Source organism: Mycobacterium sp. AT1 (assembly GCF_002043095.1).
Taxonomy (GTDB): domain Bacteria; phylum Actinomycetota; class Actinomycetes; order Mycobacteriales; family Mycobacteriaceae; genus Mycobacterium.
Window position 1 is genome coordinate 20,845 of record NZ_MVOC01000046.1, and the last position, 22,458, is coordinate 43,302.

23 protein-coding genes are annotated in these 22,458 nt (G+C 67.0%); 18 read left to right on the forward strand and 5 right to left on the reverse strand.

Annotation, left to right across the window (positions count from 1 at the left end):
• Window positions 1-19: 19 nt before the first annotated feature.
• From B1790_RS20995 to B1790_RS35405, 6 genes are all read left to right on the forward strand, one after another.
• Window positions 20-1,486 carry a flavin monoamine oxidase family protein gene (locus B1790_RS20995; RefSeq protein WP_369832390.1) on the forward strand — a complete coding sequence of 489 codons (1,467 nt, stop codon included), beginning with the start codon at window positions 20-22 and terminating at the stop codon, window positions 1,484-1,486.
• A complete protein-coding gene (locus B1790_RS21000) occupies window positions 1,483-3,513 on the forward strand; it encodes an acetate--CoA ligase family protein (RefSeq protein WP_079925188.1) in 2,031 nt (676 codons plus the stop codon). The genes B1790_RS20995 and B1790_RS21000 overlap by 4 nt, the downstream gene beginning before the upstream one ends.
• On the forward strand, window positions 3,510-4,325 hold the full coding sequence (locus tag B1790_RS21005) for an SDR family oxidoreductase (protein WP_079925189.1): 816 nt from the start codon (window positions 3,510-3,512) through the stop codon (window positions 4,323-4,325). Before B1790_RS21000 ends, B1790_RS21005 begins: the two co-directional genes overlap by 4 nt.
• A gap of 29 nt (window positions 4,326-4,354) precedes the next feature.
• Window positions 4,355-5,518, forward strand: a complete 1,164-nt coding sequence (locus B1790_RS21010) for an acyl-CoA dehydrogenase family protein (RefSeq protein ID WP_079925190.1) — start codon at window positions 4,355-4,357, stop codon at window positions 5,516-5,518.
• A gap of 73 nt (window positions 5,519-5,591) precedes the next feature.
• The gene (locus B1790_RS21015; protein ID WP_079925191.1) at window positions 5,592-6,185 is read left to right on the forward strand and encodes a TetR/AcrR family transcriptional regulator; all 594 of its coding nucleotides are present in this window, start codon (window positions 5,592-5,594) and stop codon (window positions 6,183-6,185) included.
• A gap of 239 nt (window positions 6,186-6,424) precedes the next feature.
• Window positions 6,425-7,114: a chitin-binding protein gene (locus tag B1790_RS35405; protein WP_079925234.1), complete on the forward strand. Its 690-nt coding sequence runs from the start codon at window positions 6,425-6,427 to the stop codon at window positions 7,112-7,114.
• A gap of 238 nt (window positions 7,115-7,352) precedes the next feature.
• On the opposite strand, the gene B1790_RS21025 is transcribed toward B1790_RS35405, so the two are convergent.
• Together B1790_RS21025 and B1790_RS35675 are read right to left on the reverse strand one after the other, a co-directional pair.
• The gene (locus tag B1790_RS21025; RefSeq protein WP_142271428.1) at window positions 7,353-7,631 is read right to left on the reverse strand and encodes a hypothetical protein; all 279 of its coding nucleotides are present in this window, start codon (window positions 7,629-7,631) and stop codon (window positions 7,353-7,355) included.
• 145 nt (window positions 7,632-7,776) lie between these two features.
• Window positions 7,777-7,908, reverse strand: a complete 132-nt coding sequence (locus tag B1790_RS35675) for a hypothetical protein (protein WP_255407292.1) — start codon at window positions 7,906-7,908, stop codon at window positions 7,777-7,779.
• Between the two features lie 124 nt (window positions 7,909-8,032).
• On the opposite strand from B1790_RS35675, the gene B1790_RS21030 reads away from it, so the two are divergent.
• From B1790_RS21030 to B1790_RS21040, 3 genes are all read left to right on the forward strand, one after another.
• The gene (locus B1790_RS21030; RefSeq protein WP_079925193.1) at window positions 8,033-9,061 is read left to right on the forward strand and encodes an AraC family transcriptional regulator; all 1,029 of its coding nucleotides are present in this window, start codon (window positions 8,033-8,035) and stop codon (window positions 9,059-9,061) included.
• 97 nt (window positions 9,062-9,158) lie between these two features.
• Complete coding sequence (locus B1790_RS21035; protein WP_079925194.1) at window positions 9,159-9,770, forward strand: dihydrofolate reductase family protein; 612 nt, start codon at window positions 9,159-9,161, stop codon at window positions 9,768-9,770.
• Window positions 9,771-10,500: 730 nt separating this feature from the next.
• Window positions 10,501-10,902, forward strand: a complete 402-nt coding sequence (locus B1790_RS21040) for a type II toxin-antitoxin system VapC family toxin (RefSeq protein ID WP_079925195.1) — start codon at window positions 10,501-10,503, stop codon at window positions 10,900-10,902.
• On the opposite strand, the gene B1790_RS21045 is transcribed toward B1790_RS21040, so the two are convergent.
• The gene (locus tag B1790_RS21045) at window positions 10,899-12,236 is read right to left on the reverse strand and encodes a plasmid pRiA4b ORF-3 family protein (RefSeq protein WP_079925196.1); all 1,338 of its coding nucleotides are present in this window, start codon (window positions 12,234-12,236) and stop codon (window positions 10,899-10,901) included. The genes B1790_RS21040 and B1790_RS21045 overlap by 4 nt on opposite strands.
• Before the next feature lie 197 nt (window positions 12,237-12,433).
• Between B1790_RS21045 and B1790_RS21050 the strand changes: the two genes are divergently transcribed.
• The 4 genes from B1790_RS21050 (at window position 12,434) to B1790_RS21065 (ending at window position 16,607) form a co-directional block, all read left to right on the forward strand.
• Window positions 12,434-13,243: a carbon-nitrogen hydrolase family protein gene (locus B1790_RS21050; RefSeq protein WP_079925235.1), complete on the forward strand. Its 810-nt coding sequence runs from the start codon at window positions 12,434-12,436 to the stop codon at window positions 13,241-13,243.
• A 141-nt stretch (window positions 13,244-13,384) separates the two neighbouring features.
• Window positions 13,385-13,966 carry a TetR/AcrR family transcriptional regulator gene (locus tag B1790_RS21055; RefSeq protein WP_079925236.1) on the forward strand — a complete coding sequence of 194 codons (582 nt, stop codon included), beginning with the start codon at window positions 13,385-13,387 and terminating at the stop codon, window positions 13,964-13,966.
• Window positions 13,967-14,079: 113 nt separating this feature from the next.
• Complete coding sequence (locus B1790_RS21060; RefSeq protein ID WP_079925197.1) at window positions 14,080-15,960, forward strand: S9 family peptidase; 1,881 nt, start codon at window positions 14,080-14,082, stop codon at window positions 15,958-15,960.
• Window positions 15,957-16,607, forward strand: coding sequence for a DUF3159 domain-containing protein (locus B1790_RS21065; protein ID WP_198952078.1), 651 nt, complete (start codon window positions 15,957-15,959; stop codon window positions 16,605-16,607). Before B1790_RS21060 ends, B1790_RS21065 begins: the two co-directional genes overlap by 4 nt.
• Here B1790_RS21065 and B1790_RS21070 read toward each other — a convergent pair.
• Window positions 16,596-17,297, reverse strand: coding sequence for a haloacid dehalogenase type II (locus tag B1790_RS21070; RefSeq protein ID WP_079925199.1), 702 nt, complete (start codon window positions 17,295-17,297; stop codon window positions 16,596-16,598). The two genes, B1790_RS21065 and B1790_RS21070, sit on opposite strands and share 12 nt — an antisense overlap.
• 77 nt (window positions 17,298-17,374) lie before the next feature.
• Between B1790_RS21070 and B1790_RS21075 the strand changes: the two genes are divergently transcribed.
• Both B1790_RS21075 and B1790_RS21080 read left to right on the forward strand, forming a co-directional pair.
• A complete protein-coding gene (locus B1790_RS21075; protein ID WP_158083861.1) occupies window positions 17,375-17,677 on the forward strand; it encodes a WXG100 family type VII secretion target in 303 nt (100 codons plus the stop codon).
• Window positions 17,677-17,964 carry a WXG100 family type VII secretion target gene (locus B1790_RS21080; RefSeq protein WP_142271429.1) on the forward strand — a complete coding sequence of 96 codons (288 nt, stop codon included), beginning with the start codon at window positions 17,677-17,679 and terminating at the stop codon, window positions 17,962-17,964. Before B1790_RS21075 ends, B1790_RS21080 begins: the two co-directional genes overlap by 1 nt.
• Window positions 17,965-18,227: 263 nt before the next feature.
• Here B1790_RS21080 and B1790_RS34755 read toward each other — a convergent pair whose 3' ends face one another.
• Window positions 18,228-18,383 carry a hypothetical protein gene (locus B1790_RS34755; protein WP_158083862.1) on the reverse strand — a complete coding sequence of 52 codons (156 nt, stop codon included), beginning with the start codon at window positions 18,381-18,383 and terminating at the stop codon, window positions 18,228-18,230.
• A gap of 151 nt (window positions 18,384-18,534) precedes the next feature.
• Between B1790_RS34755 and B1790_RS21085 the strand changes: the two genes are divergently transcribed.
• The 3 genes from B1790_RS21085 to B1790_RS21095 all read left to right on the forward strand — a co-directional run bounded on the left by B1790_RS21085 (window position 18,535) and on the right by B1790_RS21095 (window position 22,453).
• On the forward strand, window positions 18,535-20,568 hold the full coding sequence (locus B1790_RS21085) for a hypothetical protein (protein WP_142271430.1): 2,034 nt from the start codon (window positions 18,535-18,537) through the stop codon (window positions 20,566-20,568).
• Window positions 20,569-20,570: 2 nt separating this feature from the next.
• The gene (locus tag B1790_RS21090; protein WP_079925203.1) at window positions 20,571-20,840 is read left to right on the forward strand and encodes a hypothetical protein; all 270 of its coding nucleotides are present in this window, start codon (window positions 20,571-20,573) and stop codon (window positions 20,838-20,840) included.
• 467 nt (window positions 20,841-21,307) lie between these two features.
• Window positions 21,308-22,453: a hypothetical protein gene (locus B1790_RS21095; RefSeq protein ID WP_142271431.1), complete on the forward strand. Its 1,146-nt coding sequence runs from the start codon at window positions 21,308-21,310 to the stop codon at window positions 22,451-22,453.
• Window positions 22,454-22,458 lie beyond the last annotated feature (5 nt).

Here is a 22,458-nt window from a genome sequence, read left to right on the forward strand (position 1 = left end):
GGACCAGTTTATTTACTTTGTGTCCGCAGTCACGTTCTGTCAAGCCGGTGAAGCAACTCACGAAAAATACTTGACTGGCGCGCCAGTTATGAATAGCGTCAACCGCATGTCGAATGTCACACCGCCGCCGACGGCCACCGTCGTGGTCGTCGGAGCCGGGTATGCCGGCCTGTCAACAGCATTGGCGCTGCACGACGAGGGCGTCGACGTGCTGGTGCTCGAGGGCTCGGACCGCGTCGGCGGCCGGGTGCTGTCCGAACGCATCGACGGTGACCTCGTCGTCGACCACGGAGGGCAGTGGGTCGGCCCGACGCAGACCCGGCTACTCGCCGCCGCCGAGCGTTTCGGCTGCACCACCTTCCCGACCTACAACACCGGCGACCACCTCGAACTGTGGTCCGACGGTGTCTGCCGCCCCTTTCACGGCGCCGGGCCCGACGGAGCGCCCGGCGTCGACGCCTATGTGGCGGCCGCCGAGGTCATCGACGAGTGGGCCGCGACGATCGACCTGAACGACCCGACGGCGCACCCGCGCCTGGTCGAGTGGGACTCCGAGACCGTGCAGTCTCACCTCGACCGCACCGTCTCCGACGAGGACGCGCGCCTGCGCCTGGCGCTCGCCGTACAGGGTGTGTGGACCGTCGAACCCCGCGACATCTCGTTGTTCCACTTGCTGTTCTACGTCGCGTCGGCCGGCGGATTCGACCAGCTGATGGAGACCGAGGGCTGCGCGCAGGAGCGCCGCTTCACCGGCGGCGCCCAAGCGGTGGCGCTGGCCATTGCCGAGCACCTGGGTTACCGGGTCGTCCTCGGGACCCCCGTGCGGCGCGTCGAAACCCTCGACGACGGACGCGTCCGCGTCGACACCGACCGCGGGCAGGTGCTCGCCGACCGCGTCGTCGTCGCGACGTCTCCCGGTGCCGCCGTACGCATTCGGTTCACTCCGCCACTCCCGCAGGCCCGCAACCGGTGGATGGAGCGCACTCCGATGGGTGACGTCGCCAAGATTCACACCGTCTACGACACCCCGTTCTGGCGTGCCGACGGCTACTCCGGCGAGGCCACCGCCTACGGCGACAACTCGGTCGGTGTGGTGTTCGACAACTCGCCCGACGACGGCAGCGTCGGGGTCCTGGTGTCGTTCGTCTACGCTGACCGGCAGCACCGGTGGTCGGCGCTCGCCCCGGAGCAGCGGCGGGCCGACGTGTTGGCGACGCTGAGCGCACTCTTCGGCGAACGCGCGGGAAACCCGTTGCAGTACCTCGAAAAGGTCTGGCCCGACGACCCGTGGGCGCACGGCGGCTACGCGGCCAATCCGGCACCGGGAGTCTGGACCGAGCACGGTGCCACCGGTTGGCGCACCGCGTGCGGGTCCGTGCACTGGGCCGGCACGGAGACGTCGAGCGTGTGGAACGGCTACATCGACGGTGCCATCGATTCCGGGCATCGCGCCGCGGCCGAGGTGACGGCGGCACTCCGGTCATGACCGCCGATCTCGCCGTCTTCAGCGACCCGACGTCGGTGGCCGTCGTCGGGGCCTCCGACGACCCCGCCAAGTGGGGCTACTGGCTGGCCTCCGGGGCTCTCCAATCTGAGCACCGCCGCCGAATCTCGTTGGTCAACAGTCGATCCACGTCCGTTCTCGGACACCCCTGCGCGACCAGCGTCGCCGCGCTCGACCACACCCCGGATCTCGTCGCACTGTGCGTGCCCGCACGCCACGTCGACGCCGTGGTCGACGAGTCCCTCGACCGCGGCGTGCGCGGCTTCCTCGGGATCACCGCCGGTGTCGCCGACGACGCCGCCCTCGCCCGCCGCATCACCTCCCGCGGCGCCCGACTGATCGGCACCAACAGCCTGGGGATCTACGACTCCACCACCGAGCTGCAGCTGATGTGGGGCAGGCCGACGCCCGGTCCGCTGGCCGTGGTCTCCCAGAGCGGACAGCTCGGTTCGGAACTCGTGGCCGTCGGGCGCAGGCACGGCCTCGGGGTGTCCCGGTTCGTGTCGATTGGCAACCAATCCGACGTCACCGCAACCGAATTACTCGACGACCTCGCCACCCACGACGCCACCCGTGTCGTCGCGCTGTACCTGGAGAGCCTCACCGACGGTGAGGCGCTGTTCGACACCCTGGGCAGGCTGCGCGCGGCGGGCAAGCCGACGGTGCTCCTGACGGTCGGCGCGAGTGCCGCGAGTTCGCGGCTGGCCCGCACGCACACCGGCTCGCTGACGTCGTCGCTCGACGTGGTCGACGCCGCCTGCCGCGCCGCCGGCGTGATCCGCGTCGTCACCCCCACCGAGGTCGTCGACGTCGCGCGGACCCTGCTGGCGGCGCCCTGGCCCCGCGGCCGCCGAGTCGCCGTCGTCGGGGACAGTGGTGGGCAGAGCGGCATCGCCGCCGACGTCGCCGTCGCTGCGGGACTCGAGGTTCCGACGTTCTCGGCCGCGCTCACCGACACCTTGACGGCCGAGTTGCCCGCCGGCGCCGCCTGTGACAACCCGGTCGACCTGGCCGGTGCGGGGGAGCGGGATCTGCAGAACTACGCCGCCTTCGTCGAGCGCGTGATCGCCGACGGAGACGTGGACGCGGTCGTGATGACGGGGTACTTCGGCTGCTATGGCGAAGACACTGCGTCACTGGCCGACGCCGAACACGCGGTGGCCAAACGGCTCGGCGCCGCGGTGAGCGCCACGGGAGTGCCCGTGCTCGTCCACACCATGGCGTCGCAGTCCGCGACCGCGATGGTGCTGGAGCAGTGCGGCGTTCCCGTCTTCGACCGCATCGAGTCGGCGATGCGCTCACTGGCCGTGATCGGCTGTGCGGCAACCCCTGTCCGCCCCGACTCGGTGCGCACGATGACGTCGAACGCGCCCGTCGCGCCCGGCTACTGGGCTGCTCGTGCCGTCCTGGCCGACGCGGGCGTCCCGTTCCCGCCCGGGGTGTTGGTGCGCACGGCCGCCGACCTGGCCGAGGCGACGCGTCACCTGCAGTCGCCCTACGTGCTCAAGGCCGGTTGGCTGGAGCACAAGAGCGAAGTCGGGGGCGTCCTCACCAATGTGGTTGGACCCGAACAGTTGTCGGCCGCCTTCGACGACATGCGGGACCGCCTCGGCGCGGGTGACTACGTCGTCGAGGAACAAGACACCCGCGGGCACGCCGTCGAAATCCTGGTCGCCGGACGTCGGGATCCCCAGCTGGGCGCCGTGGTCGTCGTCGGGGCGGGCGGCACCGACACCGAGATTCACCGGGACGTCCGGATGGAGCGCGCACCCGTCACACGCGCCACGGCGACGTCCATGCTCGAGGGTCTGCGCTGCGCGCCGCTGCTTCACGGCTGGCGCGGGCGGCCGCCCGTCGACGTGGCCGCGCTCGCGGAGCTGGTCGTGTCGGTGTCCCACCTCGTCGCGCACCGCCGCGACATCACCGAGATCGAACTCAACCCGGTGCGGGTGACCGCCGGCGGCGTCCTCGCCGTGGACGGGCTCATCATGGGAGACAACACAATATGACGACGCAGTACAGCCTGGACCTTTCAGCCGAGTTCGCCGGTCGCGTTGCTCTGGTCACCGGCGGCGGGTCGGGCATCGGACGGGCCATTGCCGAGCGGTGGGCCCGCGCGGGCGGCACCGTGGCGGTACTCGGCCGTCGACGGGAGGCCCTCGACGAGACGGTGCGACGCATCGTCGACGCCGGCGGACGGGCCGAAGCGGTGGTGTGCGACGTTCGCGACCACGCCGGTGTCGCAGCCGCCGTCGACGCCCTGGTCGACACCCACGGCCGGATCGACGCGCTGGTGAACAACGCGGCGGGCAACTTCGTCGTCCCGTCCGAGGACCTGTCGCCGGGCGGCTGGAAGGCGGTCACCGACATCGTGCTCAACGGCACGTACTACTGCACGCATGCCGTCGCGCGGCACATGTTGGCGCAGGGCAGCGGTTCGATCGTCAACGTCATCGCGAGCTACGCCTGGCACGGCCATCCCGGCACGGTGCACAGCGCGGCGGCCAAGGGCGGCGTCGTCGCGATGGCCCGCACGTTGGCCGTCGAATGGGGTGGCCGGGGCGTCCGGGTGAACTGCCTCGCTCCCGGTCCCACCGAGACCGAGGGCGCCGGGGCCGCGCTGTGGGGTGACCCGCAAGCCCGCCGCGAGGTCCTGGCCAGCGTTCCGGCCAACCGGTTCGCCGCACCGGAGGAGATCGCCGAATCCGCCGCGTTCCTGCTCGGCGACCGCGCCGGCTACGTCACCGGCGAGGTGCTGGTCGTCGACGGCGGTCAGTGGCTCGGCAAGTCCGTCTACACCGATTCATCCAAGCGCAACTGACACTTTCGCCCGACTGCAAGGAGACCGACATGTCCAGCACCACCAACATCCCGGCCTGGCCGCTCACCGACGAGCAGCGCCAAATCGTCGAACTGTGCCACGACTTCGCGGCCAAGGAGATCCGGCCTCGGGGCCGTGAGGTCGACGAGGCCGACGTCGTGACCCCGGTCGACATCTTCGCCAAGGCAGCCGCCGTCGGCATCACCGACTTCATGATCCCCGAGGAATTCGGCGGCGGCGGCTTCACCGACGTCTTCACCCAGTGCCTGGTGCAGGAGGAGCTGTGCTGGGGTGACCCCGGCATCGGAAACCTGATGTGCTCCAACGGCTTCTTCTCCGACCCCATCATGGTGCTGGGCACCGAGGAGCAGAAGAAGCGGTGGCTGACACCGCTGACCGGACCGAAGGCCGTGATGACCTCGTTGGCCACCACCGAGCCCGAATCCGGCTCCGACGCCGCGTCTATCGTCACGACCGCCACCCGGGTCGAGGGCGGCTACCGCATCAACGGGCAGAAGGCGTGGATCTCCAACGCCGGCGCTGCGGAGTTCTACGTGGTGTTCGCTAAGACCGACACCACCAAGCGTTCGGGGGGCATCTCGGCGTTCCTCCTCGACAAGGACACGGAGGGTCTGAGCTTCGGCGAGCCGATGAAGAAGATGGGCCAACGGGCCATCGTGTGCCGCGAGATCTTCCTCGACGACGTCTTCGTGCCCGAGGAGGACCGCCTCGGCGACGAAGGGCAGGGCTTCTACGGGCTGATGGGGACGTTCGACATCTCCCGGGTGGTGCTCGGTGCGGCCGCGGTCGGCGCGGCACGGGCGGCGTACGAATACGCCTTGGAGTACGCGAAGACGCGCAAGCAGTTCGGCGTGGCGATCATCGAGCACCAGGCCGTCGCGTTCCGGCTCGCCGACATGGCCACCCGGATCGAGGCGGCGCGCCTGTTGGTGTTGCACGCCGCTCGGATCATCGACAGCGGTGCCCCGGCCCGTGGAATCGCCGCGATGGCGAAGCTGACCGCGTCGGAGACGGCGATGTTCGTCACCCACGCCGCGGTGCAAACCCTTGGCGGATGGGGCTATTCACGGGAGTACCCGGTGGAGCAGTGGATGCGCGACGCCAAGCTGGAGGAGATCGAGGAGGGCACCAGCGACATCATGAAGCTGGTGATCTCCCGCAACCTGGGCTGAAGTTGACCGGCCCGCCAGTCAACGGACTTGTACGATCGGAGCGCCAGTAGCACCAGCCGACCGGAGGGCCCCGATGCCGCGTCCCAGCGTGGAAGCCGAGCGGCGACCGCAGATCCTCGCCGCGGCGTGTGCGGCGATCGCGTCGATGGGCGTGCCGGCCCTGCGCTTGTCCGACGTCTCGAAGCAGGCCGGTGTGAGTTCGGGGACGATCCATTACTACTTCGAGACGAAGAAGGACGTCATCACCGCGGCGTTCGAGTTCAACCTGACGGACTCGCTGGCCCGGCGCCACGAGCTGCTGGCGTCGGGCAAGGACAGCTTGGCGATCCTGCACGACCTCGTCGACTCGTACCTGCCCAGTGACGAACTCTCGGTGCGCGCGTGGAAGGTGTGGCTCGCGCTCTGGGCGGAGGGCAGCCGGGACCCCGTTCTGCAGGAGATCAACGATCGGCTCTACGGCCAGTGGCGTGACGTCGTCGCCGGAGTGATCGGTGCGGCGCAGGACGAGGGCACAGCGAAGGCCGGAGATCCAGTGTTGTTGGCCAACATGCTGATTGGCATGCTCGACGGGTTGGCGGTGCAGGTGCTGCTGGAGTCGTCGAGCATGACCCTGGCGACGATGCGCGAGACGTGTCAGGCATTCGTGAGCGGTGTCATCGAAGGGTAGACCGACCAAGGTGGGCAGGCGATCGCGGCCGCGGTCGGTGCCGGGTCGCCAGCGCGACGTGTAACGAGAACCGCCCCACCGACGATGCTCATTTATGTGGTGCGTGCCCTCCCAGGGACCCTCCGGCGCCTCAAGTCGACCCACAGCCGGCACAGGAATAAATCATAGATTGACTATGTAGTGTCTATTTGGGTCGGGGTGACTCGGAGCAACTACTCCGGACTAAGGAGCGAATGACGATGAACCTCAAGAAAGCCGTCGCAGGGGTGACCTTTGCGGGCGGGATCGGGCTAGCCCTCATCTCCGGCAGTTCAGGGGTCGCATTCGCGGCTCCTGGCGGTGGCGGAGGAGGTTGCCAGCCGCCGTTCTGTGCGGGCGGGCCTGGCCCTGGTAGTCCAGGTGGACCGGGTGGACCGCAGCAAGGGCGTGGTCCCGGTGGACCGGGCGGACCCGGCGGACCTGCTGACTTCCGCGGGCCGGGCGGCCCCGCAAACGACCGCGGCCCGGGAGGGCCCGGGGGCCCAGGTGGACCCGGCGGTCCAGGTGACTTCCGTGGTCCAGGCGGCCCCGGCGACGACCGCGGACCCGGCGGGCCGGGAGGACCTCGTGGACCCGGCGGACCGGGTGACTTCCGCGGCCCGGGTGGACCTGGCGGTCCCGGCGACAACCGCGGGCCGGACGGTCACGACTGGGGACCACGGCCCCCGAACGCGTTCGGCGGCTGGCGTGACGCCCCCTGGGGCGGCGGACCGGCGCCGTGGGGTTGGGGCGCGCCGCCGCGGGTCGGCTGGGACCGGCCGTTGCCACCCCCCGGCGGGTTCTGGAACTACGGACCCGTCAACTACTGGGGTTTCAACGAGACTCCCATCTGGGAGCCGAATTTCAACGCGTGGGGTTTCTACTTCTTCGGAATCTGGATCCCGCTGTAAACCGACCTGACGGAAGGGACGGCCGCCTCGCGACGCGAGGCGGCCGTTTCGTTGTCAGCGGGCATGGGCGTCTCCTTCTGTGGGGGTCTACGACTCCGTCTCGCGAAGCGGGCCGATCAGCAGCTCACCGAAATCATCGTGCTGAGAACGGGATTGGTGATCAGTCCCTTGTCGCCGTCCGAGAACCAGGTGGCCAACCCCTCGGCGGCCCGCATGTAGCGCAGGGGTGCGACAGTACTCAGCTGTGGGCCCCATTCGCGTCGCACCGCTGCTGGCTCGTGCGCTTCCGGTAGCGGTGATAGGCGTTGCCGCTTGCGATTCCGAGAGTGTCACCGATCTTGGTCCAGCCGATGCCGATGTCGCGGGCGGCGTCGACCGCTGCTCTGAGCTGCTCCTGGGAGTCGGGGGTTCCGGAGTGCTCGACCTCTTGGGCAGCGTCGGCCAGTCGGCGCACTGCTGTGTCGTGTTCGGCGGTCCATCCGCTGTAAGACTTGGCTTTTCGACGTGGGGTGTTCATCGTTTCTCCTGCGATTCCCCTGGCGCGTAGCCGGGGATGAGTGGGGCACCGGGGGGACGGTGCTCGAAATGGGGAGTGGGCGCGGCTCAGGACGAGGTCGACTGAGCGCCGGCGAATGGCCGACGACGGCGTTTGCGTGCGAGTTCTAGACGGCCGACCGGATGACGGTCGGAGGGTCCTGGATGTAGGGCCAGAAGCGGCGGCCGACGCGGTGCACCTGCGTCTCTAGCGTCACCGGACGCGCGGTGGCGTGTGCGTCGGGACGGAGTACGTTCATGGCCTTCCTTGGGTCAACCCTGCGGTCTAGCAGGAGTTCTACCTAAAGAATGGCCGGTGGGGTACTGGCGCGTCTTGACGTTCTGCGACACACTTTTACCATTTCCCGACAAGGAGCGACGGACATGGGCAGTCTCATCCGCGCGACCGTGCTGTGGGGATATCGCGAGCTGGTCCATCAGCTCGGAGGCGACGCGAACCAGTTTCTGTCGACATATGGCATCCCGCGCGGAGCCGATGCGCAGGAGGGCGCGTTCATCAGCTTCGACGCCTACATTCACATGCTGGCGGCCAGCGCCGACGAGTTGAGCTGTCCAGATTTCGGTTTGCGCCTGTCGAAGTGGCGGGGGTTGGACGTGCTGGGTCCCATTGCGGTCGTCGCCCGCAACGCGCGCACCGTGCTCGACGCCGTGGATGCGATCGCGCGCTACCTCTACGTGCACTCACCTGCGCTCCGGTTGGCGAGGGCGCCATGGTCCACGGGACCCGACGTCGCGTTTGTCCTCGAGGCAACCGAATGCGAGCTCCCGGAGTTGGCGCAGGGCTACGAGGTTGGCATGGGACTCGCCATGCGCATCATCCAGACGTTGGGCGGCCCAGGTGCCGTGCCCGCCTCGGTGTCCTTTCTGCACGCTCAAATGGGTGCCGACGAGGCGTATCAGGAGGCGCTGGGCTGCCCGGTGCAGTTCAGTCAAACATGGTGTGGCTTCGAGCTTTCCGCGGCTCTTGCCGCGACGGCCATCGAGGGGGCGGACACGGCAACCAGGCGGATCGCCAGGAAGTACCTCGACTCTCGCTATTTGCCGCCGATGGCCCCGCTGTCGCAGCGAGTGGCGGATCTCGCCGGGAACCTGCTGCCCACGGGGCAATGCAGCGTCGAGGTGATCGCAAGCGATCTCGCGATGCACCCCAGGACGTTGCAGCGCCGGCTGGCGGAGGAGGGCACGTCGTGCCAGCAGGTCATCGAGCAGGAGCGGCGAGCGCACGCCGGCCGGTATCTCGCCGAACCCGACCTGACGCTGGGGCACGTCGCCGGACTCCTCGGCTACTCCGAGCAGAGTGCGCTGAACCGTTCCTGCCGTCGATGGTTCGGAATGACCCCGCGGCAGTATCGGGCCGGGTTGCGCACTCAGCGGCTGCGGAGCGGCGCCTAGGAGGCCTAGCCGCGTGATAGCACGCGACCCACGATGAGTTTCGCCGACCGCGTGGGTCTGCTCCACGTCACCCCTTACGCTCTCCACCGGAGGACTCATGCCACGCACCAATCTCTCGATGTCGATCTCCGCCGACGGTTACGTCGCCGGCCCCGACCAGAGCGAACAGAATCCGCTCGGCATCGGTGGTCAGCTGCTGCACGGGTGGCACATGGGGCCGCAGCAGGATCACCCCGTCAACCAGCAGGTGGTCGCGGAGATGCTCGACGACATGGGCGCGACCATCATGGGCCGCAACATGTTCGGGCCGGTGCGCGGGGCGTGGGGTGACTCGGACTGGACCGGCTGGTGGGGCGACGAACCGCCATACCACTGCCCGGTGTTCGTGCTGACCCACCACGCCCACGATCCGATCGCGCTGGAGGGGACGACGTTCCACTTCGTCACCGACGGCGTCGAATCGGCCTACGCGCAGGCGCTCGAGGTGGCGGGGGACCGGCCGATCAGCATCGCGGGCGGCGCGTCGTGCGCGCGGCAGGCGATCCGCGCGGGCCTCGTCACCGAGATCGACCTTCAGGTGAGCCCCGTGATTCTCGGGTCGGGGGAGCGGCTGTTCGACGGCTTCGACGCGGGGAGCCCTCGGTTGGAGTTGGCGCGCGTCCTCGATGCGCCCGGAGTGGCGCACCTGCGCTACCGCGTCCTGGGGTGAGCTCCTCACCCTGTGACCTGGAGTCGGAGGACGTGGACTTGCGCCGTTCGGTACGGGTGCGTGAACCCCAGGTGCGATGACCTGCTTCCGCCGCCGTCAACGGAAACAGGTCCTGTCCCCAGTCCGCCGATCGTCCCGAGGCTGAGGACTCAGGCCAAATCCGCGATGGCGGGCGATAACGTCGCCCCCCTCCGCGAGCGCCCGTGCTACTACGTCGCACGGGCTCGGCTCGGCGGGTAGCGCAGGCTCCGCAGCCATGCACGTCCTTATCCGAGCTATGGCCGAGACGTGCGTGACGGTTGTTGTTTCGCGTTCAGTCGCGAAAACCACGACCGTGGAGTAGGTCTCGCGCTTAGGACCCGAGAAGGGCAGTGGGGCCAGAGTCCCCGGCAATCAACCGGCTTTCGTGGTGCTCGGCGCCGAGCACGAGACATGCCACCTGTTCCCTCGCAACTCCCGCGCATCAGATCATGCAAATTTGCATGTTATGATGTGCTTATGCCGAAGACCGTGCAGATTCGTGACATCGACGATGATGTCTACGCCGGTTTGGTGCGACGTGCCGCTGAGGACGGGATCACAGTCCCCGAGTTGCTACGCCGTGAGGCCACGCGCCTTGCTTCTCGGCCGTCTGTTGCCGAGTGGTTACGTCGCACGGGACGACGGCCGTCCCAGGTCACCACCGCGGACGTACTGGCTGACCTGGACGCCTGGCGCGGCGAGTGGCCCGATGCTCGTCGTTGATGCGTCGTGCCTTTTCGAGGTCGTGGCTGATACCCGTCGGGCACCCGAAATTGCGGCTCGACTCGCGGCCGAACCCGATCAAGCGGCGCCCGAGGTCGTCGACGTCGAAGTCCTCGGCGTGATTCGTGCCCAACACATGCGTGGTGGTCTCGACGGAACCGCAGCCGCGCAGGCAGTGGCCGATCTACGCGAGTGGCCGGGTGAGCGGCATTCGCATCGGTGGATGCTTGACCGTGTTTGGCAGCTGCGGGACTCGGTCCGAGGATGGGACGCCTTCTACGTCACGCTCGCCGAGGCGCTCGACGCCACGTTGGTGACCTTGGACGGCAGGCTGGCGCGTGCGCACGGACCCAAGTGCCGTATCGAGGTACTCGGCGGCCCAAGCTAGCCGTCGGTGCGCAACGCCCTTCGCGCCAATGCGGCCGCTGCCGGGCTGACGATCCTCGGGCCGGTCAGGGCGGCTGGTCGGTCGGTCACGTTGAGCAGAGCATGGTGGGCGGGCAGCTGGTAGAGGACTGATGCGTTGGGAGCTTGACCGCTCGGGTGGCGCCACCCGAGTTCGGCCAGTAGCGCCAAGATCGTGGGAAACGGAACAGCGGCACCGGGGGACGCCGCGGCGTACGCCAGCATCAGCAAGGTCGCTTGGACGTCGAACTCCTCACCGGACTTCGGAATCAATCGGCTTGCCAGATGCTTGACGAGCTTGCCGGTGTCGCCCCGCGCCGCCTCGCCGACCTTCGTCAGCAACAGCGTGCCCTTGCTCTTGCGCAGCAGTCCCATCGCCTGCACGCCTTCGCGGAACCGTAGCAGCGGGTAGCAGTGGGTCTCGCGATTCTTCTCACCGAACCAATCATGCATCGCAGGAACGACTTTCGACACCGCTTCGACGTCGACCGGTTTCAAGTAGCCGGCCGTCGTCAACGGAATCCCGCCGTCCCCGGCCCGGTCGAGGAACCACTGATAGGCCCGCAGATGCGCGGCCCAGTCGATGGTGTCCACCGGTTCCGGCGCGGCCAGTGTGAGCGCCGTCTTGGTCAGATCGTCGCCGTACGGGGTGTACGTGAGCTGATGAACCATGTCGACCAGTCGGACGTCGACGCCTGCTTCGCGCAGCACGAAGTACGCGTCGCCGAATCCCTTGTTGAGTCGCTCCGGTTCGAACAGCGCTGGGTCCGGCACCACCTCGGCGAGGCTCTCGGCGTCGACTAAGTGCCCACAGTCCTCGGGCGGCGCGGCACGTTCACCGTCGACGACGAGAGCTGCGGGACAGTCGCTCTCGGCGGGTAGTACTCCTTCCAGGCGAAGCGTCAGTTGCCAGTTGTCGCCGTAGTCGTAGAGGTAGTGGAGAACGTCGCCCGGCTCTGTGAGGGTTTCGTCGAGTCGCGTCGCGGCGGCGGGTAGACCGTCGTCGTCCTCGTCCCACTCCTTGTTGTCGACGTCGTAGGGGCAGAGGAACAGTTGGCTGTCGTGGTCGAACGCGCCGCCGCCGAGCGAGAAGCGATGCAAGTGCGAATCGGTCCAGTCGAACGCGACCTGGAGCACCTGGTGCAGTAGATCCAACGTCAGGTTCGAACGCACGTCCAGGAGTCGCCAGATCGGTGGGGTCGCATCGTCGATGTCTGCCCGGATTCGGTAGACGGCAACGTCGCGCCGTCGCGTCCGACGCAGATCGGGGCGCGACACCGGTTCCGGCACCAGTCGGAGATGCGGTCGCTCGCTCACCCCGCTCACTTTAGATCGGTCCGTCGTCCAGTCGAACTCGGCGCGTCGCCGCCGGCATGGTCGTCGACGCCACCGGATCGTTCGCCGGCGCCTTCATGGTCACCGGCGTGGTGCTGCTTCTCGGAATCCTCTGCTATACCGTCGTTCTCGGACGGATGGACCGCATGGCCCCGCCTGACCCAACCCAGGAGGTCCCCATGGTCACATGTTCGGTCGCCCAGTTCGCCCCCGGCGACGACAAGGCCGCCAACCTGACGTCGATCCGCCGCCTGGTGTCCGAGGCGCGGGCGCAGGGCAGCGAGCTCGTCGTGTTCCCCGAGTACTCGATGTTCACCGTCCCGGTGATGGACGAGCGCTTCGTCGCCTCGGCCGAACGCCTCGACGGCCCCTTCGTCGCCGAACTCACCGCGCTGGCCGCCGAGTACGGGATCGCCGTCGTGTGCGGTCTCAACGAGGCCACCGACGAGGGCGACCGCATCCACAACACGCTTCTCGCGGTCGACGGCTCCGGTGACGTCGTGGCCACCTACCGCAAGCTCCACCTCTACGACGCGTTCGGCTACACCGAGTCCAGCCTGGTACAGCCGGGCGAGATCGAGCCACCGCGGACCTTCACCGTCGGCGGCCTGCGCTTCGGCTTGCAGACCTGTTACGACCTGCGATTCCCCGAGGTGACGCGGCGGCTGGTCGACGCCGAGGCCGACGTGGTGCTGGTGCCCGCCGAGTGGGCGCCAGGCCCGTTGAAGGAAGACCACTGGACGACGCTGGTGCGGGCCCGCGCCATCGAGAACACCGTTTACCTGGCCGCCGCCGACCAATGCGGAAACAACGGTGCCGGCAGCAGCATGATCGTCGACCCGATGGGCGTCGTGCTGGCGTCGGTGGGGGAGGAGGAGGGGCTGGGCACCGCCACTCTCGACCCCGAGCGCATCGAGCGGGTTCGGGCGAAGAACCCGGCAATTCGGTTGCGGCGCTTCGGTGTCGTGGAGGCGACGCAGCGGCTCTGACGTGCGGCTCGGGGTGACCGCTTGACCGGGATGTCACTTAGTGACACAGTGGTCCTGTCGCTAAGTGACAGGAGGTCCCACATCGACACTGCCGAGGCATCGAGCACCGCCGACGACAAGCAGGCGCAAGCACGTCTTCGAGTGTCTCGTCATGCCTGCGAACTGTTCTGGGAGAAGGGCGTCGCGGGGACCACTGGTGACGACATCGCCGCTGCAGCAGAACTTTCCACCAGAACCATCTGGCGTTACTTCCGCTCCAAGGAAAGTTGTGTCGAGCCGGTGCTGGCTCAGTCGGCGAAGCGCTTCATCGCGCTGGCCAGTCGCTGGCCCGACGAGCTGTCACTGGCCGACCACATGGCGGCGGACATGATCGAAAACCCGCTTACCGAGCGGGAACTCGCCGACGAGATTGCCTCACTCCGGATCGCCACCATGTCGGCGACGGATCCAGCCCTGCGTACCGCGTACCTGATGGTGCACGACGAGATGGAGCGCGACTTCGTCCCCGTCGTGGCCAGGCGGCTGCGGCTTCCGGAGGACCACCTTACGGCGCGCCTGTGCGCGGCGGCGGTCACCGCGGCGTTCCGCGTCGTCGACGAGGACGTCGGGCGCCGCGCCATCATCGAGAAGGAAAAGGTCAGCCAGCAGGAGGCTCTCGCGTTGGTCGACCGGGCCATCCGGGATGCCACCAACGGCCGTCTCGGCGGACCCGTGGAGCACTGACCTAGCTCAAATCACAATCCCCACAACCCAATAGAACACCATCGCCATCGCCAGGAGGTCAACGCCTGGCGGCGCGCTCAACCATGCCCTCATGCCCCTGTGAAAGGACCGTCATGGCACTGCCCGACCTGATTCCCGTCGAGGACTTCTTCCGACCGCCGACCCGCGCGGGCGCGTTGATCTCACCGGACGGCACCAAGATCGCCTTCCTCGCCCCCTGGAAGGAACGTCTCAACGTGTGGGTCCAGGGTCTCGAACCCGACGCCGACGAGGCCCGATGCGTGACCGCCGACTCCAACCGCAGCGTCCTGCACTTCGAGTGGACCGACGACCCCCGGTGGCTGATCTACCTCCAGGACACCAACGGCGACGAGAACTGGCACGTCCACCGAGTCGACCTCGACGACCCCGGTGCCGCCGCCGTCGACCTCACGCCGTTCCCCGGGGTGATGGCCGCACCTCTGCGCGAGGTGAAGAACGGCAGGACGATGGTCATGCTCAACAACCGGGAGGCCACCCTGCTCGACGTCCACCAACTCGACGTCGCCACAGGCGATCTCACCCTCCAGGCCACCAATCCCGGACACGTCAGCGGCTGGCTGTGCAGCGACGACGGAGCTCTCTTCGCCACCTCGCTGACCCCCGACGGCGACCTGGAGCTGTCCGCATGGGACGACGCCAGCGGGACGCTGCGGCCCATCGTCACGTTCGGCGGCGGCGACTATCCCGTCGGCATCCACCCGCTGGTCGTCACCCCCGACGGTACGGGCGTGTGGATGGGGTCCAATCGCGGCACCGACCGCACCCGCCTGGTCCGGGTCGACTTGACCACCGGCGAGGAGACCGTCGTCGACGAGCACCCGGAATTCGACGTCGACCCGCGGGCGGTCGTCAGCCCCACGATTCCGGCTCCGCTCATTCAGGACCGCCGCACCGGCGAGTTGCTCGGTGTGCGCTATTTCGGTGAGCGCCAGGTGATCCAGGCCGTCGACGCCCGGTTCGGCGACGTGCTGACCAACTTGGAGAAGCTGTCCGACGGAGACCTCGGCCGTCTCTCCTCCGACGAGTCCGGCGAGCGCTGGGTCGTCGGGTTCAACCACGATCGCGACCCCGGCAACACCTACCTGTACGACCACCGCACCGGGGAGAGTCGACTGCTGTTCCGGCCGTTGCCTCACCTCGACCCCGAGCAGTTGGCGCCCATGCGTCCGGTCACCATCACCTCGCGCGACGGCTTGGCGCTGCACTCGTATCTGACCATGCCGGTCGGGGTGGAACCGAAGGGGCTGCCGCTGGTGCTCGTCGTGCACGGGGGACCGTGGTACCGCGACAGCTGGGGCTTCGACGCCGGTGTGCAGTTGCTCGCCAACCGGGGATATGCGGTGCTGCAGGTCAACTTTCGTGGTTCCCTGGGATACGGCAAGGCCTTCCTCAGGGCGGCGATCGGCGAGTTCGCAGGCAAGATGCACGACGACCTCGTCGACGGGGTGAACTGGGCGGTCGCGCAGGGCTACGCCGATCCCGACCGCGTGGCCATCTTCGGCGGCTCCTACGGCGGGTATGCCTCACTGGTCGGTGTGACGTTCACACCCGACACCTTCGCCGCCGCAATCGATTACGTCGGGATCTCCGACTTGGCGAACTTCATGCGGACGTTGCCGCCGATCGCGCGCCCGCATTTGGCCAACAACTGGCACAAGTACGTCGGTGACCCCGAGGACCCGCAGCAGTTGGCGGACATGATGTCGCGCTCGCCGATCACCAAGGTCGACCAGATTCGCACCCCGCTGCTGGTCATCCAGGGCGCCAACGACGTGCGGGTGGTGCAGGCCGAGTCCGACAACCTCGTCACCGCGTTGCGTGGGCGTGGCGTCGAGGTCGACTACCTCGTCCAGGCCGACGAGGGCCACGGAGCGGTGAACTCGGAGAACGTGTTCCGCATGTGGCATGCGATCTCGGGGTTCCTCTCTCGGCATCTCGGCGGCCGCGCGTGAAAGAGGCTGTCGAAGAACGGAAGCCCTCCGTACTGCAGCAGGCGGGAGGTGTGCCGGGGCTGATCTACGCCAGTGTGCCGAGCGTGGTGTTCGTGGTGGCCGACGCCGTCACCGGACTGCACGCTGCGACGGCGTTGGCCGTGGGGGCCGGTGCGGGTATCACGCTGCTGCGGCTGCTGCGCAAGGAACCGTTGCAGCCAGCCGTGTCCGGTCTGGTGGGCGTGGCGATCTCGGCGTTCATCGCGTACCAGAGCGGGGATGCGAAAGATTACTTCCTGGTGGGCATTTGGGGGAGCCTGGCGTTCGCGGTGGTGTTCTTCGCCTCGGTGCTGGTGCGTTGGCCGCTCGTCGGTGTCATCTGGGGGGCGATGAGCGGAGGCGGCCAGGCGTGGCGCGCGGACAGGTCCGCACGGATGGGCTACGACGTCGCGACGCTTGCCCTGGTGGCCACGTTCGCGGCGCGATTCGTGGTGCAGAACTGGCTCTACGACCTCGACGCGACGGGATGGCTCGCGTTCGCCCGAATTGCCATGGGATATCCACTCAGTGGCGTGGCGCTGGTGGTCGTCGTCTGGGCGGTCCGACGGGCAGATCGGCGGATGGCGTCGCGAGTGAGCGACGACGTTCGGTGCGTTCTACGAGAGTGACTCGACCAAGACGGCCAGGTCGTCGGCGTGGAGGTCGAACCGGTCGTCTGCCGACGGGCGTTGCGCGCCAGGGCGGCCGATGTACGCGGTGCGGAACCCGTGCTCGGCCGCGGCGCGAAGATCCCAGGGATGCGCGGCGACGAAGAGCGTCCGTGCCGGGTCGAGGCGGAGCGCGTCGATCGCAAACTCGTACGCGGCGGGAGCGGGTTTGAAGGTGCGCACCGATCCGGTGGACAGTGCGGCGTCCCAGCTGATCGCGTTCGCATTCGCCAGTCGCGCAAGCGAATCGAGATCGCCGTTGCTGACCCCGGCGACGAGAGACTTCTTGCGGAGCGCCGCCGTCGCGGGGGCCACGTCCGGCCACGCCGGATATTCGGAGTCCAGGTTCTTCACCAGGGCCATGGCGGCGGGCGAGGGGTTCCCGCCGGCCCGTGTGATGGCCTCCCGCGCAGAGTTGCTGACCAACTCACGATGCGGCCGCCATGGCGCGGTGCCGTCGACGACGGCGTTCATCAGCCGCTCGAGGATCTCCGCCCACGCCGTGTAGAGGGCGGCGCCGTCGTCCACACCGGCTTCGCCGGCTAGTCGCTTGGCGACCCTCGCCCATGTCCCGTCCTCGTCGACGAGTGTCCCGATGACGTCGAAGACGATGGCGTTCAGCTGATGGGGGACGAATGCGGCTGTGTCCATGGCTTCCACTCAAGCAGATCAGGCGCCAGGAATTGCTGCGATGGACCGGCTCCAGCACATGGGAAAATGGTCGGGTTATGGGTGATTTACAGGTCTCGGAATCAGTAGTGGCTGGTGTGGCGAAATCCCTGCGGGCAGTCGCCGACGACACGAAGTCGGACTTGGCTGGATTGGACGGAGAACTGTCCCGGCTGCTCGGTGCGGGCTGGACCGGCCAGGCGGGCTCTGCCTTCGACAAAGTGTGGGCACAGTGGCACGAAGGCGCGAACAACGTGGTCAAGGGTCTCGAGGCGATGGCGTCGGCTCTGGAGGAAGCCGCGCATAGCTACGGAGCGACCGATGCCGCAGGTGAAGCGGCGATCAATTCGGCGGGCATGTGATGGCTGGCTTCTCGGTGGACCTGGAAGCGTTGCTCGCCGGGGTAGACCAGATGTCGGGGTTTCACGCCAAGCTGGAGCAAGCGCTCGCGTCGGTGGATTCGTCGGTGTCGGCGCTGGGGAGCAGCTGGCACGGTGACGCTGCTGCAGCGCAGGATGGCGCTCAGCAACAGTGGAACCAGGGAGCCCAACAACTGCGTGAAGCGTTGGCGCAGTTGCGGGACATCGTTGAGCAGGCGCACACCAATTATTCGGACGCGGCGGCCACGAATACACGTATGTGGGGCTGACGCGGCGTGGCACCCATTGTCGTGGACCCCGAGGTCTTGGCCGGGGCGGGACGAAGTGTCTCCGGGGTCGGTGACGAGTTCGCCAAAGCGGTCGGGACATTGTCGGCGAGCCTTGGTGGAGGCGCTCCCAGCGGACTGGACGCCGCCGGGCTTTCGTTCGGTATGGGCTATCAGAAGGCGGCGCAAGAGCTGTTGGATGCCGCCGGTGAATTCGTCGACGCGGCGCGCAACGTTGGCTTCGGAATTTCGCAGTCGGCGTCCAATTACTCGCACGCCGACGCGGCTTCGACCATCGGTGGCGGCGGGACGCCGCTGGCCGCCCCGGAAAAACCCGCGAAGTTCGACGCGCCGTCGTGTCCGCCATCCTTGGGCGGCGGCGTCACGCCGCCATTTCTGTGGTCGGTACTCGAGAACTTCATCCCCGACTCGTGGCCCGACGGTGATCCGGGCCGGTTGAAAGCGTCGGCGGACGCGTGGAAGACATTTGGAACCTCGATCGGCGCAATCGCCGCCGGTCTCACTGGACCGTCGGGAATCGTTGCAGACCAACAGATTCCTGAAGGCGGCGCGATGACGTCGAAGCTGACGGTGTTGGCGGATTCGCTATCTGGCATAGCCACCGAAGCGGGGAACCTGGCCACGCACACCAGCGACTTCGCCGACGACGTCCAGTCCACTCAGGACGCCATTCGGGATCTGTGCGACCGGGTCTCACCATCGGGCTTCTTCGACGGCGTCAAGGCGATCTTCAGTGGCGACGCCCTCGACGAGATCAAGGAAATCGCCCATGACGTTCAACAGGTGTTGGAGAATTTCGGTCGTCAGGTTGACGGGAAGATCGCGCTGATGCAGTCGCTGATCACCGCGCTCGACGGTGCGGTGGTGTCTCTGCAGCAGAGCGCGCGCCGCGAGTTCACGCACTACCTCGGGGACGAGGTCGGGGGCGCGTTGGCCAGTGGATTCGAGTTCGAGTCGAATCTCGGTGAAGGGTTCATCAAAGCCGGTCTGAATGCGGTCGTCGGCATCCAGCAACTCGACCCCACTCGGTTCGCGTCCGACTATGACGGAGCCAAGGCCGCATGGGGCGGCGTGCTCGAAACCCTCAATTACGCCAACCCGTCTGTCGTCGCCATGGATCCGGTCGGCGCATTCGAGCATGGCAAGGACATGCTCGGTGGAATCTTGCACACGGAGGATTGGACCTCCGACCGGCCCGGATTGGGTCTCGGCGGCGTGGTCTTCGAAGCCGCGTCGGCGGCCACCGGCGTCGGTGCGGCGAAGACGGGCCTCCGGGGCGCCAGCGCCGCTGCGGATGCGGGTGAAGAGGGTGCGGCGATTCGTGCCGTTGCCGGAGCCACCGACTCGACGCTGCCAATCGCCGGGCGGGCGTCCGAGATCGCTAGCGAGCTCGACGGCCTGACAACCTTCGCCGACGACGTCCCCTCTGGGGCAAGCCCCGGTGCTAGTAGTCCGTCACTCCCGCCATCCCTAACCGATCCCACCCTGGCACGGGTTCCCGAGGCGCCCCACCTGCCGGAATCGCCTCCAGTGCATGGTGTTCCGGACACCGCCCCGCATGGCGCGCCCGAGGTCGCGACGCCGCGCGCATCCGAGATGCCTCCGCAGCACGTGCCGGAGGCTTCTGCTCCGCGAACCGACCCGTCTCCGCCGAACTCGGCTGATACGGGTGGGCCGCACGCAAGAGAATCGACAACCGGTCAACTAAGTCCGACTGCACCGGAGACCGTTTCACGGCCCGCTGTCTCATCCGAGGTAGTCGAATCGAGACCGTCGAGCCCCGCTCCACAGCCGGCATTGGTCGGCGCGGAGAACGGGTCGGTTCGGATGGCTGACGATCTGTCACCAGGATCTGGCCACTCGCCGGCTGATGGGCAGCCAAGCGTCCCGGCGAATTCATCGGCGGCCGGTGTACATTCCGATTCCCAGGTGCCGGCAGGTTCGAATTCGCACCATGACGGCCCGCCCGGCCCGGGGCATGAGGCCTCTGGAGACACGAATTCGGGCGGTACATCTGAGGGTGAACACCAAGGTGCGAGCCACGATGGGGTCTCAGATGTCGGGGATCCGCACCCGCCGCAGCATGACGATCCGTCGGGCCTTTCGCCGGAGATGCGAGACGACATCCTCGGCACCGAAAAGGGCATGCGACCCGACCCGTCGGACTACCTTTCGCCGGAATATATCCAGGAGCATCTTGATAAATTCAGCGACGGTGCGTCGCGGTTCATGCCGGAGACGAACCTCGAGCGGTTCGGCATCGCCCAGATCGATGGCACGTCGTTCATGATGACGGCGTACGACGCCGATGAGTTGTTGCGGATTGCCGATGGCGACCCGCGCGTGATGGAGCGTTCGCTCGGGTTGCCAGAGGGATTCTTGGAGGACAACAAGATCGTACGTATCGACGTTGCAGATCCGGAACAGTACAACCTGCGAATTCCCTCGGGCAACGAAGCGGGCGCCAACAGCGAGTGGATCCCAGGAGGCTATCTGCCCGATGGTCTACCTGAAGCTGTGATCGACGGTCGTGGCGTCCCACCGAATGATTTGTCCATAACGGACATCGATGATTGGAATGACTAACTATGAAGAACCGCTACGACGAAACCCATTTCTCCGCCGAACATCGTTTCTCCATCGGAAACGATCTCAAGACAGGCGGTCATTATCTTGCGATTCCGGTGAGCAACGGGGTCGTGGACTACAACGAGCAGTACCACATCACAGAGGACCAGTACCGGGCGTTTGCCGCCGACTTGAACTCGGCCCTTGAGTTCGTCCAGGGTTGTCGTCGCCGTGAGCACGATGACCAACTCATTTACCCCCCCGGAACACGGCGAGGATCACCAATTTAGAGCCGGAATCATTCCAGGTAGGCCACGGGCGCTGTCACTACCGGCGACGCCTGGGCGGTCCGTAAACATAGACGAGCACTGGTGCGTATCGTGCGCCCTCGCACAGCGCTGTCACCGGGGTCCAGATCCGCGTTGACGTCAGCACGTCGTGTTTCGGCTCGCGGTGATTAACAGGTGGTTGAACATCGGTTGGCGAGCAGCGTCACGCAGCCACACCCACCTTCCGTCAACCAGTTCACTTGCTTCGGTTCTGATCTCGTCGAGCAGGTACTCGAATGTGTCCTCGGCATCCGTCACAGCAGCGTTGGCGATTCGACTAATGGTGTCGTCGTGGGGCGCGAGGACATTTGTGAATCTGGATGTCGGAGAGCAACTGGTTCGGATCAATCGCATCGGCCATGAGCATCAGGGCACGACCTAAGGCGAGCGCTGCCAACGTGTCATAGGCCCGTCGTAGCGTCCGCGCCATGAACGAAGCACGTAGGCGGCGAGCCGCCAAGCAAGACCGGCGGGACGCCCGCCGTGCGCTCAAACGCCGGCGAATCGCCATCGACGAAAATGTCATGATCACGACGATCCGCAGCGCTTTGGCGGGTCATCCCCTGGAACTGCTTCATTCGGTCAGTTCCTTCATGAGCACGCTTCCGGGGGAGGAACTTTCCTTGGCGAACGCGATCACTGCTCTCGTCGAATGGCAGTGTCGCGAGACGACCGCACTGCTCGCCGTCGCGGGTGAAATGCTCGTCGATGACGAGGCGCTTCGGGAGCGGTGCCGCCTAGAGGTCGCCAAGCGACACCACCACCTTCCGAAGTGGATCGTCGGCCTACGCGACGTCCAGGTGAATCGGGCGGTGCGACGAGCGGATGCCGTCGGTGATGGTGACGAGCTGTTCGTTGGGCTGGTAATGGCTGATTCGACGGAGCTGACGCTTGGAGTCATTCTCGACCACAACGTCCTGTCGTCGGTCACGGATTTCGCAATTCTTGCCGAACCGTTTGAAGAGGCAGTCGCACGCCAGCTCGAAACATACGATCCAACAGTCCCTTTCGGATCGATGAACCTTGCCGACGCACGAACGTGGATCGACGAAGGTCTGAGATGGAGCGCTCTTCTGCAGAGGTCGAGGTCCGCTGAGTGGCGCGAAGTCCTGCCAATCGTGAAGTGGGTGCTCGCTCAGCTCCCGGGCGGTGGATGCGGGTCCCAGCGGCCGGCGTGGGAGGAGGACGTCGCCGACGACTTGCTCGACGGGTTCCTGTCGTCACCGGCGGGCGCGCCGTTCGCCGACGTCGACTATCGAGTCTTGCTGCGTGAGCTGTGGGACACCGGCTGTGGCGATCCCTTGAGGTGGAGTGCGTCCCGGCTATGGGTCATTCTCCGAACGCGTTTCAACGACTACGACCTCCCACTCGAGATCGCCTTGGACGCTCCTGCTTTGCTGCGTGCCTACGTTCCATTCGCCCACGGGCAGAGCGGAATTGCCCAGCATCTGACCGACGAAGCGATCGCGACGATCGACAGGTTGAGCCTGGGGTATCGGCGAGAGCTTCTTGCGAACGTCATCGATCACGACGACGACCCGTGGATGATCAGCTACCCCGATCGGGCATCGTGATGGGC

What these genes read in the sequence shown, in the direction of transcription:
- B1790_RS21000 (WP_079925188.1), top strand. Translation starts at nt 1,483, where the DNA reads ATGACCGCCGATCTCGCCGTCTTCAGCGACCCGACGTCGGTGGCCGTC.
- B1790_RS21005 (WP_079925189.1), top strand. Translation starts at nt 3,510, where the DNA reads ATGACGACGCAGTACAGCCTGGACCTTTCAGCCGAGTTCGCCGGTCGC.
- B1790_RS21010 (WP_079925190.1), top strand. Translation starts at nt 4,355, where the DNA reads ATGTCCAGCACCACCAACATCCCGGCCTGGCCGCTCACCGACGAGCAG.
- B1790_RS21015 (WP_079925191.1), top strand. Translation starts at nt 5,592, where the DNA reads ATGCCGCGTCCCAGCGTGGAAGCCGAGCGGCGACCGCAGATCCTCGCC.
- B1790_RS35405 (WP_079925234.1), top strand. Translation starts at nt 6,425, where the DNA reads ATGAACCTCAAGAAAGCCGTCGCAGGGGTGACCTTTGCGGGCGGGATC.
- B1790_RS21025 (WP_142271428.1), bottom strand. Translation starts at nt 7,631, where the DNA reads ATGAACACCCCACGTCGAAAAGCCAAGTCTTACAGCGGATGGACCGCC.
- B1790_RS35675 (WP_255407292.1), bottom strand. Translation starts at nt 7,908, where the DNA reads ATGAACGTACTCCGTCCCGACGCACACGCCACCGCGCGTCCGGTGACG.
- B1790_RS21030 (WP_079925193.1), top strand. Translation starts at nt 8,033, where the DNA reads ATGGGCAGTCTCATCCGCGCGACCGTGCTGTGGGGATATCGCGAGCTG.
- B1790_RS21035 (WP_079925194.1), top strand. Translation starts at nt 9,159, where the DNA reads ATGCCACGCACCAATCTCTCGATGTCGATCTCCGCCGACGGTTACGTC.
- B1790_RS21040 (WP_079925195.1), top strand. Translation starts at nt 10,501, where the DNA reads ATGCTCGTCGTTGATGCGTCGTGCCTTTTCGAGGTCGTGGCTGATACC.
- B1790_RS21050 (WP_079925235.1), top strand. Translation starts at nt 12,434, where the DNA reads ATGGTCACATGTTCGGTCGCCCAGTTCGCCCCCGGCGACGACAAGGCC.
- B1790_RS21060 (WP_079925197.1), top strand. Translation starts at nt 14,080, where the DNA reads ATGGCACTGCCCGACCTGATTCCCGTCGAGGACTTCTTCCGACCGCCG.
- B1790_RS21070 (WP_079925199.1), bottom strand. Translation starts at nt 17,297, where the DNA reads ATGGACACAGCCGCATTCGTCCCCCATCAGCTGAACGCCATCGTCTTC.
- B1790_RS21075 (WP_158083861.1), top strand. Translation starts at nt 17,375, where the DNA reads ATGGGTGATTTACAGGTCTCGGAATCAGTAGTGGCTGGTGTGGCGAAA.
- B1790_RS21080 (WP_142271429.1), top strand. Translation starts at nt 17,677, where the DNA reads ATGGCTGGCTTCTCGGTGGACCTGGAAGCGTTGCTCGCCGGGGTAGAC.
- B1790_RS34755 (WP_158083862.1), bottom strand. Translation starts at nt 18,383, where the DNA reads ATGAAGTTCTCGAGTACCGACCACAGAAATGGCGGCGTGACGCCGCCG.
- B1790_RS21085 (WP_142271430.1), top strand. Translation starts at nt 18,535, where the DNA reads ATGACGTCGAAGCTGACGGTGTTGGCGGATTCGCTATCTGGCATAGCC.
- B1790_RS21090 (WP_079925203.1), top strand. Translation starts at nt 20,571, where the DNA reads ATGAAGAACCGCTACGACGAAACCCATTTCTCCGCCGAACATCGTTTC.
- B1790_RS21095 (WP_142271431.1), top strand. Translation starts at nt 21,308, where the DNA reads ATGAACGAAGCACGTAGGCGGCGAGCCGCCAAGCAAGACCGGCGGGAC.